Here is a 14,657-nt window from a genome sequence, read left to right on the forward strand (position 1 = left end):
GATATCGACGAAATATACCTGGCGGAAACGTTGCTTGAATGGTTCGGGCATAACTGGTGTAGAAAAAGTGACTTCGCGCAAAAAATTTACACCGCCGTCAGCCGCGTGTTCGATAATAGCGAAAAACGACGCTTGCCAAAACCCTCGCGATTCACCTACTCGTGGCCTTAGATCTGCGCAAGATGCGGCATCACGAAACCACAGCCAGGCACTTCTATCGCCTCAGCCTCAACCACCCATAAGGCATGGTTGCGCCCCACACCGGCTACACAAGCCAGCTGGGAACAGCCGAGCATGAACATAACTCGACGTCTTCCAAACCCATCGACGGCTTCGCAGAGCGAAAACGATAGGTTGTCAGAACCGCTGCCCGAGCCGCGCGGCAAACGCACTTGTTGGACAATCCCGCGCGGCACTGTTGAGAATCCAGGCAGAAATGTGAAGTCAGTGTTTGCGCCTGTCCCCGCACCCTGCGAACCTTAGATAGAAGGCGGGTTCGCAACTGGCCCGGCCCAGCAACACATTTTTCTAGAGAGTGAGGCAACCGATGATATTCATCGCCGCAAAATTCAAGGTCAAACCAGAATACGCCGACCAGTGGCCCGAGCACACCCGAGACTTTACTGAAGCCTCGCGCGCCGAACCAGGTAACCTCTGGTTCGACTGGTCACGAAGTGTAGAAGACCCCAATGAATATGTCCTGCTGGAAGCATTCAAGGACGATGCCGCTGAAGCGCACGTGACGTCAGAGCACTTCCGCAAAGCACAAGAAGATCTGCCGCAACTGCTGCAAGAGACGCCAAAGGTCCGCAATATGCTCATTGACGGTGAGCACTGGGACGAACTCGGCGAGATGAAAGTGGGCTAAACCCCGTAGGGTGGGCACATGGTCGATTATTCTGAATCCGCAACCGCTGCCCTCAAACCGCTCGACAACAGCTCTTTCCAACGGGTCCTGGTAGTGGTCGCCCACCCAGACGATGCTGAATATGGCACGTCTGCGGCGGTCTCGATGTGGACCGAGCAAGATATTGAGGTTGGCTACCTGTTAGTCACGGCGGGCGAAGCCGGTATGCAACGCCCGCCGATTGAAGCGCGCAAGCTCCGTGCTGCTGAACAACGCGAAGCCTGCGACATCGTCGGAGTAGATCACCTGCAGATTCTCGATTTTCCCGATGGCCAGGTTGAATATGGCATCGAGCTGCGCAAGGCCATTGCCTACGTGATTCGGGCATTCCAGCCCGATGTGATTATCAGCGGTGCAGGAGAGGTCCGTGTCCCCTGGGGGGCTGGATCATGCTGATCACCGCGCCGTGGGATTGGCTACCATCGATGCCGCACGGGATGCCGGGAACCAGTGGCTGTACACCGAACAGTTCCATGAGGGGCTCACCGCCTGGGAGACCGATACACTGCTGTTGACCGGCACCGAGCCCACACACTACGTTGAGATTTCTCAAAACGCCGTTGAGCAAGCCGTGGCTTCTCTGAGTGCACACCGCGAGTACTTGGCAGATCTGCCGGATCATCCAGCACCCAAGGACTTCATCCCCGAGATGCTCGCCGCCCAGGGCAAAGCAGCCGGGGTACCGTACGCGACGGGATTTGCAAGACAGTAACCCAGGGGCCGACACTACTCCTGCAGGGCATCCCCCAGCATCGACAGTGATGTCAACAGCGCTTCACGCCCGTTGGCACCCCGATACGCAATCAAGATATCCACGAGCTGTTCGGTGATCAACATCAACGTCGCCCGCGAAGTACGGATGAGTTCATCCTGAAACGAATCACTCGTGGGCGGTACCACCAACGTCACGTCGGCAATCTCGGCCAAAGCCGAGCCCGCAAACGACGTCATGGCCACGACGTTTGCACCGCCCAGCTTGGCCGCTCGCATCGCATCGAGGGTCGCTTTATTTGCACCCGACCCTGAGTAACCGAAGCACACCGATTTCGGCCCCAGCTGGTGTGCGATAATCTGCTCAGAGACCGTGTCGTATTGTATTTCTGCCGACCGGCCCATGGAGTTCAGCCGCTGCACAAGGTCAAGCCCCAATGGGCTCGACAAGCCATGAGCAATGACCAGCACACGGTCAGCCTCGTCGAAGAGGCGAATACACTCCCGCAGTGCCTCTTCGGTCAGCGCCGATGTTGCACCTGCCAGCCCGACGCCAAAATTCGTCACCCCGGCACGCAGTTCACCGAGCTTTGAAGAGGTTGCATGATCGGCAGGCGGCGACGCATTCTGCTCCAGTGCGAGTTCTTGTACGAGGGCCACCCGCAACTGAGGAAACCCGTCGTAGCCCAGCGACTGGGCGGTGCGGATCACGGTGGTGCGTCCCACCCCGACCTGTTCTGCCAGGACTTGCGCCGTGTACTCAACGGTGGCGGCTCGATCCGCCATAATGGCTTCAATGACGCGTCGCTGGTTGGGCTGGAGCGAGGGAGCAAGCGACGCCATCCGCGCGCTCGGTGGGGTATCAGAGGTCTGTTGCCACGACACGAGCACGGCTCCCTTCCATAATGCGGCGACGAATCGCGCCAGAAATCGTATCGACAATCATCGTGATGACCACGACGACGATCAGCAGCACACCGACGGTTTCCCATTCGCGGTAATTCGTATAGTTGGCCAGCATACTGCCAATGCCGCCCGCCCCGATCAGGCCGAGCACAGCAGAGGTACGAATGTTGATTTCGAAGCGATACAGCGCAAACGAAATAATGGATGGTGCGGCGGCGGGCCACAGTGCCCAGCGGGTCACTTCGGCCACGTTGCCTCCCGCGGCACGCACGGCCTCGGTGGAGCCGGTTGGCAACGATTCGATCGTCTCGTAGGTCCACTTACTCTGTTGCCCGATCCCTGAAATAGCCAGGGCGAGTGCACCGGTAAATGGCGTCAGCCCGGTCACGGTGAGCAAGATGATGGCGATGATGACTTCTGGAAACGCGCGGATGACCGCAAAGATGACGCGCAGCGTGGTGCGCAACCAAGCGGGCCCGACACCGTCGGCGGCCAACATCCCCAGGGGGATCGACACCACCACACACAGGATGGCGCCGATCCACGCCATCGAGATAGAACGCCACATTTCAAAAAGTGCACGCGGCAGTCGATCCCAGTCCGGGGACGTGAACATCAGTTGTAGGTAATGCCAGATCTGACCGGGCATTTCTGGCAGATCGCGCCACTGGATGTCGAGCGTGCCGGTGGCCACCAGGATGACAAGGGCAACCACGATCGCGATGAGCGTGGACCACAATTTTGACGGCCGCGTTGGGGGCGTCGGCGTGGTGGTGACGTGTTGGCCCTCGCGCCGGGAGGTTGGTGTCAGCAGCGTCATTACACAAGCCTCTTTCGTACCACGTTGGACAGCAGCTCGATGGCGATCACCACGACGAGAATCTGGAGAATCACGACGGAGACATCGGAGTAGGCGTAGAAGGATCGACGCTCGTCCAGCAGCCGGCCAATGCCGCCTGCCCCGACGATGCCGAGAATGGCAGAGATCCGGACGTTCAACTCGAGCGTGTACAGCCACTGGTTGGCAAACAGCGGCCAGCTCTGCGGTAGCGCCGTCACCCGGTTGATCTGGAACTGGGTGCCTCCGGCAGCACGACCAGCTTCCATATACGAGTGATCGGCGGAGTCGATCGCTTCGGAGACGAGCTTGACCACGATGCCGATGTTGAACAGGAACAGTGTCAGGACACCGGGCAACGCGCCCACCCCGACCATCGCTACCAACACGGTCGCGTACACGAGATCAGGCACCGAGCGGATGATGTTGATGATCGTGCGCGTGAGACCGCGAGCCAAAGATTTCGGGTTGGTGGGTTTGGCGGCCCAGAGCGTCAGCGGTATCGAGACAAGTGCCGAGGCGACGGCACCGACCAGCGCCATCTGTAGGGTTTCGAGCATCGGCCGCCAGGTGCGGCTCAGAAACTCGAAGTTTGGCTGCAGCATTTGCAACAGTTTGTCGTAGCCGTTGCGCCAATTCTGCACGATCGAGGCGATATCTACGTCAATACCACCGATCGACGGGACGGTGGTGGCAATGGTAAACACCACGAACCCCAAGACCACCAGCACATTGCGTCCGACGTTGCGCGGTTTTCGTGGCACCCGGTCGCGCACATTTTGGTGTGTCGGGGAGGGAGGCGTCACCGTGGTCATACGCCATCTCCCAGTACATCGCGCGATTGGATGGGGCGGCCGTAAATCTGCTCGAAGTGGGCATCGGTAGCATCATGAATCGGGCCGTCGTAGACGAGTTGCCCGTTGCGCAGCCCGATGAGTCTGGTGGTGTACTGCTTGGCCAAGTCCATCAGGTGCAGGTTGACCAGCACCGTGAGCCCCTGCTCCTTGTTGATGCGCAGCAGATCACCCATGACCGAATGTGCGGTCGGTGGGTCAAGACTGGCGACCGGTTCGTCAGCGAGCATCAAACTTGGTTCTTGCGATAGTGCGCGAGCGATCGCAACGCGTTGCTTCTGCCCACCGGACAGTGCCCCGCCACGGGCCCACATCTTATCCAAGATGCCCACGGAATCGAGTGAACGCAGCACAATATCGCGATCATGTTGAGTGGGGAGATCCAGCAGCGTGCGCCACCAGGGCAGGTGGGCGAACCGTCCGACCAGCACGTTATGAAACACATCGGTACGTTCTGCCAGATTGAATCCCTGGAAGATCATGCCGATCTGGCCCCGGGCATCGCGAAGTGTGCGCCCGCTGAGCGTATTGATCTGATGCGGACCTACGGTGACCTTGCCCTCGGTGGCCTCCACGAGCCCGTTGATGGTGCGGATCAAGGTGGATTTTCCTGATCCAGACAGGCCGATGATGGAGACCATCTCGCCGGGTTCGATCCGCAGTGACACATCGGACAACGCTCGTGTGCCGTTCGGGTAGGTCACAGAGACCGCATCGAGGTCGACCTGCCAGGAGGTGGCCGAAGTACCGTCATCAGTGTGTTGTGTGCGTGTGTCGGTGTGCATGAGCAGTCTCCATCAATCCGCAGGTTAGTTGGCAAACATTTCGAGGATCTCGCCGTAGCGTGCGATTTCTTCGTCACCGGTTTCAGCCGTCCAGTCGGACAGTCCGACGAGGTCATACATCACATCGGCTGCTTCATCCGAGGATTCGGCGTACTCATCCATCAGCGTCGTCAACTCGGCCACGAGATCATCGGGCAGTGTGTTGGTGACTGCTACGCCACCATTTGGAATCATCTCGGTGTAGGAAAATGCGACCACGTCCTCGGCGGCTTCTGGAGCTTCTTCGACGATCGAGTCGCGGGCGTCCCAGTACCCAAAGCTGACTTCTGCGTCACCGTTATGCACGGCCAGCACCGCATTGTTGTTGCCATCGACGGGAACCTCGACGATGTCATTATCGGTATCGACACCAGCGTCTTGCATGGCCACGATGGGATATTGGTATCCGGCAGGAGAGGTTGCAGCCTGTAGTGCAACCTCGGTACCCGCATCGATGTTTGCCAGGGCATCGGTGCCAGCCGGACCGTCGCCGGTCGCAGACTCGCCTGCTGCTTCGATGCCGTTGCAGTATGCCATTTCGGTTCCGGCAGCATCATAGGTGGCCATGACTGGTTCATCTTCGCAGTATTTGTCGGGGTTATTGGTGTAGCCAACCGCTGCGTAGGAGGTCGCGCCAAAGCGGACGTCGCGCAGAATGAGTTCGGCATCATGCTGTTCGATGGCGTTGTAGAGGGATCCTGCGTCGGTGATGGCGACCTGGGCCTGGTCGGCTCCTAGTGCTTCGACTGTGGCGGCGTAGTCGGTCGCCACAACTCCTTCGACGTCAATGCCAAGGTTCTCCGACAAATACCCAGTTAATGGGTCGAGTGCTTCGGCGAGGTCTTCACCTTCGGTCGAGGGGACTAGGGATAGGGTGATGGATTCTGGCCATTCGCCCTCGGCACCGCTGGTATCGGCATCGGGCTCACTACCGCAGCCAGACAGTGCGAGTGCACCGAGGGCGAGTGTGCTGAGCGTGACAAGAGGAGATTTACGCATGATGGGATGACCTTTCGGAAGTTGTGGGAAGTGCAGAAGAGGCGGGGGCTGCCGCTTGGACAGCCCATGTGTGGATGGCTGATACGAGGTTTTCCAGTGAAGCATCACGCATTGTGACTTGCGCGGTGGAGGTCGCTGCGGTGGCACCGACAAGCGCCGTATCGGCACCGAGTGCTAATGCCGGTGCAAGGTCGTATTCAACGATGTCCCCCACAGCAAGGACAGGTCCCTCGGCTAGCTCGACTTCAACGATGGCCTTCAGCCCGGCGGGTTTGCCGACCCTGAAGTGTAGTTCGTCGAAGCTGTCTTGTACGCCCCAGTTTTCGAGTACCCGTCCGACGCCTTCCTGCGGGGCGTTGGTCGCCAGCACGAGTCGTGCATGTTGACCGATGCGGGATAGAAAATCGTCGAGTCCGGGCATGGACCTGACCGGGGCGCTGCGCGTGCCGAGTTCTTCACGGCTGCGAATATAGGCGGCCGCCATCGTCTGGTCGTCTACCCCGTCGGCCTCTGCGAGCGATGCGACGATGTTGTATCCATCGCGATACTCGGTGGCGCCGGCGTCGTAATTGGCGAGTTCGGATTCGACTCGCTCAACAAATTGCGGGCCCGCAGCGTCAGCTACAAACCGCGCGTACGCAAGCACCGGACCGTGGCCGATGGCCAGGGTTCCGTCAAAATCAAAAATGATACTCGGTCTCACACAGATTCCTGTCGGGGTAAACGTTTTGGACGATGCGTCCACCGTAAGAGGATTCTGTGAACACAATGCCCCTTCTCGGGTGAACGCTGTGTGACCGCTCAGTGAAGTTCAATTGCATGAGGCCATCGTCACTGGGTGCGCGCTGGCAAGACACTGGACAGCGCACTCAGCATCCTTTGTTAGCGTCGTGCATACTCAGATTTTCGAACGACAAAGGAAGTATCCCCTATGCCAAAGAAGTTGCTCCTGAGCATCGCGGCAGTCGCGGCAGCATTCAGCCTGGCGGCATGCGGTGCTGACGGCGAAGAAAATGCCGGAGGCGATGATGCAGCACAGTCGGAACAACAAGGTCAGCAGGGTCAGGAAGGCATGCCTGAACCAAACCTTGAAGATATTCCGGACGTGGTAGCCGAGGTCAATGGCGAAGAAATCTCTGGCGACACGTTCTCGCAAAACTACGAGGCACAGTATCAGCAGCTGGCAATGCAGGCGCAGATGACCGGTGAACAGCCAGATGAAGCGCAGATCAAAGAGCAGGCGTTAGACATGATGATCAACAGTGAGCTGTTGGTGTCTGAGGCCGACGAGCAGGGCTTTAGCGCTTCTGACGAAGACGTTGATGAATACCTGTCCACCATGGCCGAAGAAAACGGCATGGAATCTTCCGATGACCTCGTAGCCCAGTTCGAGGAACAGGGTCTGGACGAGGAACAGGTTCGTGAGGACGTCCAGAAGGAAGTGAAGATGCAACAGGTCGTGGACACCCTCGATGCTGAGGAGCCATCTGATGATGAGCTCCAAGAAATGTACGACACACAGGTCGAACAAATCGAAGCCATGAATGAGCAGGCCGAAGAAGGCCAAGAGCAAGAAGTGCCTGATTTTGAGGAGCTGAAACCTCAGTTAGAGGAGCAGGCCACCATGCAGAAAGAAAACGAAGTGGTCAGCGCGCACCTCGAAGAACTCCGGCGTGACGCAGAGATCGAGACCCACATCTAATAATTGTGCAGACACAGAAAAGGTGCCTCAGGGAATCCCCGAGGCACCTTTTCTATGTCTCAACAACGTCGAGAAAAGTCTTTACTCTTGCCCGTCGCTCATCTGTGAAACGATCTCGTTGCGAACCGCTTCGACTTGTTCCTGCGACAGACCGAACTGGTGGTCGGCACCGAAATCGATCACGAGACCAGCATCGGTAATCGACTGGATGATCGCAGAGCCTGGAACCACACTGGCGTGTGGGGCAGCCTCGGTAAAATCTTCTGGGATGCCTTCTGGGGATGTGAAGAGCGGCATCACCGGATTGCCGTCGTTGTCTTGCAGCATCAGTGGGCTCACGGAACCATCTTCGCCGGCTTTATCCACGGATGGGAAGACCACCTGGGAATTCAAGAAGGCATTGATGACGTCGACAACTTGTTCATTGCTCGTGTCGCCCGCGGTTGCGGCGATCAACTTCTCTACTAGGTCAGTCTGCTCGGGGAATGCGTCCTGTGTCATCTCAATACCTCAAATTACTTCCGGTCGGGGACCTGCTGTTGCACAGGCATAACTGTCTCCACGCTACGCAATTCAACGGCTCGTGTGAAATCATTGACGTTCGACCGATTTCATAAGCGGGCTCAAAGTCTGCCCTCAGCTCTTCGAGCTCGTCCACATCAGCGTCGATCAGGAAAACCAAGCAGCCGTTGAAGCGTGGCTCGATGAGACCCTTGAGAGTTTTGTTGCCAACCCGTCAGGCCTCTGAAGCTCCAATATGGCAGGGACCGCTTCTCACAAAGAATCCTCGCGAAAACAACGGTGTGGCCACGCAAACGATAAAGATCAACTGAAGAATTGTTCGTGGTAAAAGCGCAGTTGAAGGAGCCGCAGCAGGTTCGACGCCCGATGCAGCTACAACATTTGCGGGAAACAGAGCAATCAACAACACGACGGCAGCCAACGCGGATAGGCGCCTCGTGCGCGGCACGAGCAACCCTGCCGCGAGCACGAACTCTATAACCCCGGTAGCGGTCACGGCGAGCCCCGGTTCAGGAATCAAGCCGGGGGCCGTTGCGATCAGCCCACTCCTTTGAGGTTCGACGAAATGCGTCACAGCGGTGCAGATGAACACCACGGACATACCCGCAGCGAGCGCAGCGGGCCAGTCATCCCAGGCAGCCGCAAATTTATACCCGCGAGCGCTTAGCCGTTTACCGACTGCGCGCACGATCAGTGACGTGAGCATAAGGGGAAGAAGGAGTGTCATGGCAACCCAATCTAGACAGCGTCTACATCATTCTAGTATGACATCTTTGCACTGTCTAGATAGGCTGACGGCATGAGCGATTATCACCACGGCAACTTGCGCTGCGCACTATTAGACGAAGCTGAACTTATGGCGGAGGAAGCAAACGCCGAAGCAATTACCTTGCGAGCATTAGCACGGAAAACTGGCGTGAGTCACTCAGCGCCGGTACATCACTTCGCCACGCGGCAAGGCCTGCTTTCTGCCCTATCTACCCGAGGCCTCGAACAGCTTCTGGCAGCGATCACGAAACACCCATCGGATATCTACGCCATGGGCGTCGAATACGTCAGTTGGGCGCTAGAACATCCAGGCCTTTATACGGTCATGTGGCAGCCACGACTCCTGGATGACACGGATTCTCGACTCAACGACGCGCGCAATGCAACATGGGATGCACTCACGAACGCCCTCACCACTGCCACACAGCAGTCTGCCGCCCACGAAGCAGAACTTCGAATTGATGCATACGCAGCATTCTCCATTGTGCATGGACTTGCGAGCTTATGGATCAACAAGGCTCTACCACTACCTGAGAGTCCAGCCGAGCTGGCAGCTCAGGTTACTCGTCGCCTATGTTTTGCTAGCAACAGCTCATAGCCGACGACCTAACAGCCCATTTTAGGCACCTTCAACAATGAGTTCGTCCAACTCAACGGGCTCGTCGATCAGACCCGTGTCTACCGAAATGCCGATAATCTGCTGCAAGGACTCGCGATGGTGCTCCTGCGGGAACCGGGGCAGTGCCGTTTGCTCGATGATCTCCGGGTCAGATTCGGTGTATTCAGTAATCACTTCCCGCACAACATCCGGGTTATCTTCTGCGTACTGCTGCGATTCTTTCATTGCAGCCGTAAAGTTCTCGACGAGTTCTGGGTCTTCAGCAAGCATTTGTTCATTCGTGAAATAACCGCCGATCGAGAGATCTTCGACCGGCTCAGAGAACGGTCCGTAAATCCGCTCAAGGCCAGCCTCATCACCCATAACTGCGAATGGGTCAACCGCAGAAATCGCATCGACATTGCCGGCTTCTAACTGGGCGACCATATCCGGGAAAGCCATCTCGACGAATTCAACCTGATCGGCGTCGCCACCTTCATCTTCGAGGCCTGAGGAAATCACGGAATCGAATATATTATTGAGGGTGTTGACGGCAAGCGTTTGGCCCTCGAGATCCGTGATGGACTCGATGCCTGAGTCTGGGTCGACCATCACAGCAGCAAAGTCTTCATCCGGGCTACCAGTGGTCTGCGGGCCGGTAGCGACAATCTGGACCGGGAGCCCCTGGGAACGGGCCATCACCAAGCTGGTGACGTTAGAACAACCGAAGTCTAGATCGCCCGATTGCACTCTTGGCACAATCGCTACACCGCCTTGGGCTTGGGTAAGTGTCAGATCGATGCCATGTTCTTCAAAGATACCCTCTTGCTGACCAACGTAGATCGAGGCGACATCGCCGATCGGAATAACGCCGACTTCGACGGGAGTCAGCTCACCGTCAGCACCACTATCACCTGAGTTATCTCCGCCACACGCGGTGAGTGCGAGCATTGCTGCTGCAGCGGTTGAACCGATGAGTGCCAAGCGGCGTCGACGAGCCGTAGTGTTGTTCATGGAGTCGTTCTTCTGTGCCCAATACGGTGTGAATCGTGTTGGTTATCACGTAATGATATTCACACAACTTACGCGACTCCAAACGATTGATCAATTCATCAATTGGAAATGACCACAATATGGAGGCTGGTGTCATGGATACGCTGCAAGAATTTTTAGAGACGGTTCCCAACGAAGATCATCGTGCCAAACTACAGCACGTCATCGAGTGGGCTCAGCGTGAGTTCCCGGACCTGAAATTGGAGATCAAATGGAATCAGCCCATGCTGACGCATAACGGTACGTTCATCATCGCGTTCAGTGCAGCCAAAAACTACTTCACCGTGGCTCCAGAAATACAGGTCTTGTCCGAATACCTCGGCCGCATCAAAGAGACCGGGTACGGGCACACGAAAATGAAGTTCCAGATTCGTTGGAATCAAGACGTGAACTACGACCTACTCAGAGACATCATTACCCGTTGCATGGAGTTCAAGAGGGGTTCTACGACGTTCTGGGCCCAGTAATTTCCAGTTACGATCGCCCTAATTTCGACAGCAGGACGGCAAGTGCTGCGCGCAGCCCGGTCGACAGTGTCGGCTCCATTACCGGAGCAAAGAACGGCGAGTGGTTGACTGGCACTCGACCGGCATCCAAGCGCTTTTGGGGATGCCCGCCGTACATCCAGAAGACGCTTGGTACCTCGATGGCTGCAGCGAGCGCACCAAAATCTTCAGAGCCCATGAGGGGCTCGGTTTCGATGACCGCTTTCTCACCCAGTTCGTTCTTCAACGCGCTCATGGCTGCGGTGGTTTCGGTTGGGTCATTGTAGTTCCGGGGAAAGGTCGAAAGTTCCTCGATCTTTGGTTCGGGCGCTCCAGAAGTCATGGCCTCGCCTTGAATAATGCGCCGCAATGCTGCCAACACAACCTGCCGGGTACTGGCATCCAGATTGCGCACGTTGAGGGTGAATTCTGCGGTGGCCGGGATGATGTTTTCTTTCAAACCGGCGTGAAAGGTTCCCACGGTCACCACTGCGGCATCCCGCGGATCAATCTCTCGAGACACGACGCCTTGAATGCGGGTAATGATGTGCGCACCCAAGACAATAGGGTCCGTCGAGTCTTGTGGCTGTGAACCGTGCGATCCCCGACCATAGAGGGTGACCTTCCAGGAGTCCGCCATGGACATTGCATCACCGATCGAATAATTGATCGTGCCGGTCAGGTTCGGCATGACGTGTTGACCGTAGACCACCTCTGGTTTCGGGGCCTTCTCCCAGAGCCCGTCTTCAATCATGGCCTGGGCACCGGCCGCAGTTTCTTCTCCGGGTTGAAAGATGATCACCAGGGTGCCTGCCCAGGCATCAGGGTTGGCAACCAGCACGCGGATCGCGGTCATGGCTGTTGCCATGTGAGTATCGTGCCCGCAAGCATGCATCAGCGGAACCTCGGTACCGTCGTCGAGTTGTCCGCGAGCCGTCGAAGCGTACTCGAGGCCGGTGTCTTCCGCAACCGGGAGGCCGTCAGTATCGGCCCGGAAGGCCACGGTCGGTCCGTCACCATTGCGCAAGATCCCCACGACACCAGTACCACCACAACGGAAGTGTTCGATGTCGAGTTCGTCCAGGAATGCCTCCAGGCGATGTGCGGTGGCGTGCTCCTGCATCGACAACTCGGGTGCTGCATGCAGTTCACGATAGAGCTGGTGCATGGATTCGATCAGTTGTGGCTCAAGTTCGGGCAATGCAGCAGTCATCGGTACCTCTCGTGATGGCGATCAGCCTGACGCTTCTATCGTATTGACTCAGACATAATTTGGAATGGTTGATGAACAGCTCTGCTGAGCCATCGACGTTAACACGGCCGCCAGTACTGTCCACCTGGCGCGTAGCAACGGGGCCCTGTATAGCCAGGATAATCCGCGTCAGTGCCATACCCGGACGGCGCCCCACTGCCAGACGTTCCTGAGGAACCTGAACCACCTGACGAATCGTTTGATGATCGAGAATTGCTGGATGACCCGCTCGTGGAACCCGACGAGCCGGAGGAACCAGAGGTTTCACTTCGTTGCTCTTGCACGTCTGGTGTTTGGCCTCGGTCGGGTTCAACTTGTTGACGACGCTGCCGCTCGGCTTCCTGCTGCTGTTGTTGCTCTTCTGCAGCTTCTTGCTGCCGTTGACGCTCCGCCTCCGCTGCGGCTTCCTGCCGTTCCTCTTCGGCTCGTTGCCGTTCTTCTTCCTCGCGCTTACGTTCCGCCTCGGCCTCGAGTTCCGTTTTGTGCTCCGTCAGCGCTGTTTCTCGCTCCTGGAGAGCCGATTGGTGAGAAGCTAACTGGTTCTCAAAATCGTCGAGACGATCTGCGTATACCAAGGCTAAAAAACGCGGTCCATCATTGTCACTGAGCTCGGCAAGGAGGGAAAGGTACTCATCGACCTGAGCTTGCAGAGGGGCTAACGTCTCAAGCGATTCTTCAACACCGGCTACATCCGACGGCAGGTCCTCTGGAGCCTGGTCAATATTGTCTTGCAAGTTCGTCAACTGTTGTGGCAAAGCACAATCGACTTCTGGGTCGAAGAGGCCAGCCTGATGATTTCTTGCATTGTGTTCAGCAGCTTTGACCTGGTCATAGAATTTCCGGTTTGGTTCGTACACCACGGCCACGCCCAGTCCCTGCGTGGCTATCTGCGAATTGACCAAAGAATCCTCGTGAAATACTCCGGCAAGTGTCCGCCCATAATGGTCTTCACGCTCAACGTCATACTCCAATTGCACTTCAGTACCAGTCGGTAAAAGTTCTTCTAGAAAATCGCTTGCCTCTGGCCCAAGACATTGCACGGCTTCATCGGGATGTTTTGTTTCCGGAGTATCTATATTCAGCAATCGCACCCGCGTTTTCTCGCCGTCCAAGTCCACGTCTATAGTGTCTCCATCGATTACTCGGAGGACCGATGCGGTGTCACGACCGTCATCGCTCAACGCTGCATACGACCATCCGATGATCGCCAGCGCCGGAACCAGCAAAATGCCAGCGGTCCATAACACCACTTTTTTAGTGACCCTCACGCGGCCCTCTCTTCATGTGTTCACAACAGAAAAATTCAGTCGCCAATATCGGCGCCCTGCCCGTCATCGGCAGAGTAGCAGGGGCTCCACACCGCAATATTGAGTGCATCATGACCGTCGGTGTGCTCGTGGGCCCGAATCGCAATCATATAGCCATCATCCGTGACCAGTCCCCGCTGAGCGTTGTCATCTTCTTCGGTCACGGCCAGGTTCTGGCTTGTCCGCCAAGCGTGATCGGCCTGCAACTGCTCAATCATGTTCTCGGCTACGGCTGAAGCGTCGGCATCTTCGATCAGGCGGATGGATATTTCACCCGGATAGTACATTGGTGTCCCAGCATTTCCACCGTCTACGCCTTCGCAGATCTTCGGACTGTGCGACTCGTCGCCCGGTCCTGGTAGCGGGTCATTGGTATCGACTGCATCCGTCGGCACCTGGGCGGAAAGCTCTTCGAGCAGTTCAAGACTGCGAGCTTCAGCTTGCTGGGCATCCAAGTATTCCCTCTCGTCGGTGTTCGCAGCGCAACTCGTGAAGCTCAGAGCCAGCGCACTGGCCATCAACAGCATGGGGAAGGTTCTTGAAACTCGAGCGGTGGGGAGCAGCATTATGGTGCTCCGTACACGGATAAGAGCCTCGAGCATTCCCGGTTTCAAACCCATCATTTCCTATTCTAAAACGATCCGTTGCTCGGGAGCAGCGCGCGCCCAAACGTGAGACCGCTCTGACCTCGAAGCATGCTGCAATGCAGCTTATATCACGGTTAATAAAAGGCAACTCACCTGACGCGACCCTAGCCTTGACTAGGAATATCGCGCGGTGGCAACCTAGGGTCAGCTGTAGTGAAGGTCACAACTCAAGATTGGCTAGCGCGACATTCACCTGGCTTTTCCGCAGTCACCAGGGATGTCCAAAATACCCGATACGACACCGTCGATATGTACGAGCATTCTCGTATACAAAGGACTTGATA

Annotated in this window: 18 protein-coding genes; 6 read left to right on the forward strand and 12 right to left on the reverse strand. The window is 56.9% G+C overall.

Annotated features, from left to right (window positions below; translation table 11 throughout):
- The first annotated feature begins 547 nt into the window (after window positions 1-547).
- Genes ACYVJT_RS06100 through ACYVJT_RS06110 form a run of 3 tightly spaced genes read left to right on the forward strand, consistent with a single transcriptional unit; the run spans window position 548 to window position 1,619 of the window.
- Window positions 548-868, forward strand: coding sequence for a putative quinol monooxygenase (locus ACYVJT_RS06100; protein ID WP_343955984.1), 321 nt, complete (start codon window positions 548-550; stop codon window positions 866-868).
- A gap of 18 nt (window positions 869-886) precedes the next feature.
- Entirely contained in the window at window positions 887-1,303 is a 417-nt protein-coding gene (locus ACYVJT_RS06105) for a PIG-L deacetylase family protein (protein ID WP_499418218.1), read from the forward strand.
- Window positions 1,275-1,619 carry a PIG-L deacetylase family protein gene (locus ACYVJT_RS06110; RefSeq protein ID WP_499418220.1) on the forward strand — a complete coding sequence of 115 codons (345 nt, stop codon included), beginning with the start codon at window positions 1,275-1,277 and terminating at the stop codon, window positions 1,617-1,619. The genes ACYVJT_RS06105 and ACYVJT_RS06110 overlap by 29 nt, the downstream gene beginning before the upstream one ends.
- A 14-nt stretch (window positions 1,620-1,633) precedes the next feature.
- On the opposite strand, the gene ACYVJT_RS06115 is transcribed toward ACYVJT_RS06110, so the two are convergent.
- From ACYVJT_RS06115 to ACYVJT_RS06140, 6 genes are read right to left on the reverse strand one after another with little or no spacing between them, the layout of a single operon-like run.
- Entirely contained in the window at window positions 1,634-2,503 is an 870-nt protein-coding gene (locus tag ACYVJT_RS06115; RefSeq protein ID WP_343955986.1) for a MurR/RpiR family transcriptional regulator, read from the reverse strand.
- Window positions 2,481-3,344, reverse strand: coding sequence for a phosphonate ABC transporter, permease protein PhnE (gene phnE / locus ACYVJT_RS06120; RefSeq protein ID WP_343955987.1), 864 nt, complete (start codon window positions 3,342-3,344; stop codon window positions 2,481-2,483). Before phnE (ACYVJT_RS06120) ends, ACYVJT_RS06115 begins: the two co-directional genes overlap by 23 nt.
- The gene (gene phnE / locus ACYVJT_RS06125; RefSeq protein ID WP_343955988.1) at window positions 3,344-4,177 is read right to left on the reverse strand and encodes a phosphonate ABC transporter, permease protein PhnE; all 834 of its coding nucleotides are present in this window, start codon (window positions 4,175-4,177) and stop codon (window positions 3,344-3,346) included. The genes phnE (ACYVJT_RS06120) and phnE (ACYVJT_RS06125) overlap by 1 nt, the downstream gene beginning before the upstream one ends.
- A complete protein-coding gene (gene phnC / locus ACYVJT_RS06130; RefSeq protein WP_343955989.1) occupies window positions 4,174-5,001 on the reverse strand; it encodes a phosphonate ABC transporter ATP-binding protein in 828 nt (275 codons plus the stop codon). The genes phnE (ACYVJT_RS06125) and phnC overlap by 4 nt, the downstream gene beginning before the upstream one ends.
- A 24-nt stretch (window positions 5,002-5,025) precedes the next feature.
- Entirely contained in the window at window positions 5,026-6,039 is a 1,014-nt protein-coding gene (phnD, locus tag ACYVJT_RS06135) for a phosphate/phosphite/phosphonate ABC transporter substrate-binding protein (protein WP_343955990.1), read from the reverse strand.
- Window positions 6,032-6,742 (reverse strand): HAD family hydrolase, encoded by a 711-nt coding sequence (locus ACYVJT_RS06140; RefSeq protein ID WP_343955991.1) that lies wholly within the window; start codon window positions 6,740-6,742, stop codon window positions 6,032-6,034. The genes phnD and ACYVJT_RS06140 overlap by 8 nt, the downstream gene beginning before the upstream one ends.
- 228 nt (window positions 6,743-6,970) lie before the next feature.
- On the opposite strand from ACYVJT_RS06140, the gene ACYVJT_RS06145 reads away from it, so the two are divergent.
- Window positions 6,971-7,741 (forward strand): SurA N-terminal domain-containing protein, encoded by a 771-nt coding sequence (locus ACYVJT_RS06145; RefSeq protein WP_343955992.1) that lies wholly within the window; start codon window positions 6,971-6,973, stop codon window positions 7,739-7,741.
- Between the two features lie 81 nt (window positions 7,742-7,822).
- Here ACYVJT_RS06145 and ACYVJT_RS06150 read toward each other — a convergent pair whose 3' ends face one another.
- Window positions 7,823-8,242 carry an SseB family protein gene (locus ACYVJT_RS06150; protein ID WP_343955993.1) on the reverse strand — a complete coding sequence of 140 codons (420 nt, stop codon included), beginning with the start codon at window positions 8,240-8,242 and terminating at the stop codon, window positions 7,823-7,825.
- 235 nt (window positions 8,243-8,477) lie between these two features.
- Window positions 8,478-8,990 carry a DoxX family protein gene (locus ACYVJT_RS06155; protein ID WP_343955994.1) on the reverse strand — a complete coding sequence of 171 codons (513 nt, stop codon included), beginning with the start codon at window positions 8,988-8,990 and terminating at the stop codon, window positions 8,478-8,480.
- A 72-nt stretch (window positions 8,991-9,062) separates the two neighbouring features.
- Here ACYVJT_RS06155 and ACYVJT_RS06160 point away from each other — a divergent pair, with 72 nt between their 5' ends.
- Window positions 9,063-9,629 carry a TetR/AcrR family transcriptional regulator gene (locus ACYVJT_RS06160; RefSeq protein WP_343955995.1) on the forward strand — a complete coding sequence of 189 codons (567 nt, stop codon included), beginning with the start codon at window positions 9,063-9,065 and terminating at the stop codon, window positions 9,627-9,629.
- Between the two features lie 21 nt (window positions 9,630-9,650).
- On the opposite strand, the gene ACYVJT_RS06165 is transcribed toward ACYVJT_RS06160, so the two are convergent.
- Window positions 9,651-10,643, reverse strand: a complete 993-nt coding sequence (locus ACYVJT_RS06165) for an ABC transporter substrate-binding protein (protein ID WP_343955996.1) — start codon at window positions 10,641-10,643, stop codon at window positions 9,651-9,653.
- A 134-nt stretch (window positions 10,644-10,777) separates the two neighbouring features.
- Between ACYVJT_RS06165 and ACYVJT_RS06170 the strand changes: the two genes are divergently transcribed.
- Window positions 10,778-11,149, forward strand: coding sequence for an iron chaperone (locus ACYVJT_RS06170; RefSeq protein WP_343955997.1), 372 nt, complete (start codon window positions 10,778-10,780; stop codon window positions 11,147-11,149).
- Window positions 11,150-11,156: 7 nt separating this feature from the next.
- Here ACYVJT_RS06170 and ACYVJT_RS06175 read toward each other — a convergent pair whose 3' ends face one another.
- From ACYVJT_RS06175 to ACYVJT_RS06185, 3 genes are all read right to left on the reverse strand, one after another.
- Window positions 11,157-12,380, reverse strand: coding sequence for an amidohydrolase (locus ACYVJT_RS06175; RefSeq protein ID WP_343955998.1), 1,224 nt, complete (start codon window positions 12,378-12,380; stop codon window positions 11,157-11,159).
- A gap of 98 nt (window positions 12,381-12,478) precedes the next feature.
- Window positions 12,479-13,687, reverse strand: a complete 1,209-nt coding sequence (locus ACYVJT_RS06180; RefSeq protein WP_343955999.1) for a thermonuclease family protein — start codon at window positions 13,685-13,687, stop codon at window positions 12,479-12,481.
- Window positions 13,688-13,722: 35 nt separating this feature from the next.
- On the reverse strand, window positions 13,723-14,292 hold the full coding sequence (locus ACYVJT_RS06185; protein WP_343956000.1) for a hypothetical protein: 570 nt from the start codon (window positions 14,290-14,292) through the stop codon (window positions 13,723-13,725).
- Window positions 14,293-14,657 lie beyond the last annotated feature (365 nt).

This window comes from Yaniella soli, assembly GCF_054782375.1.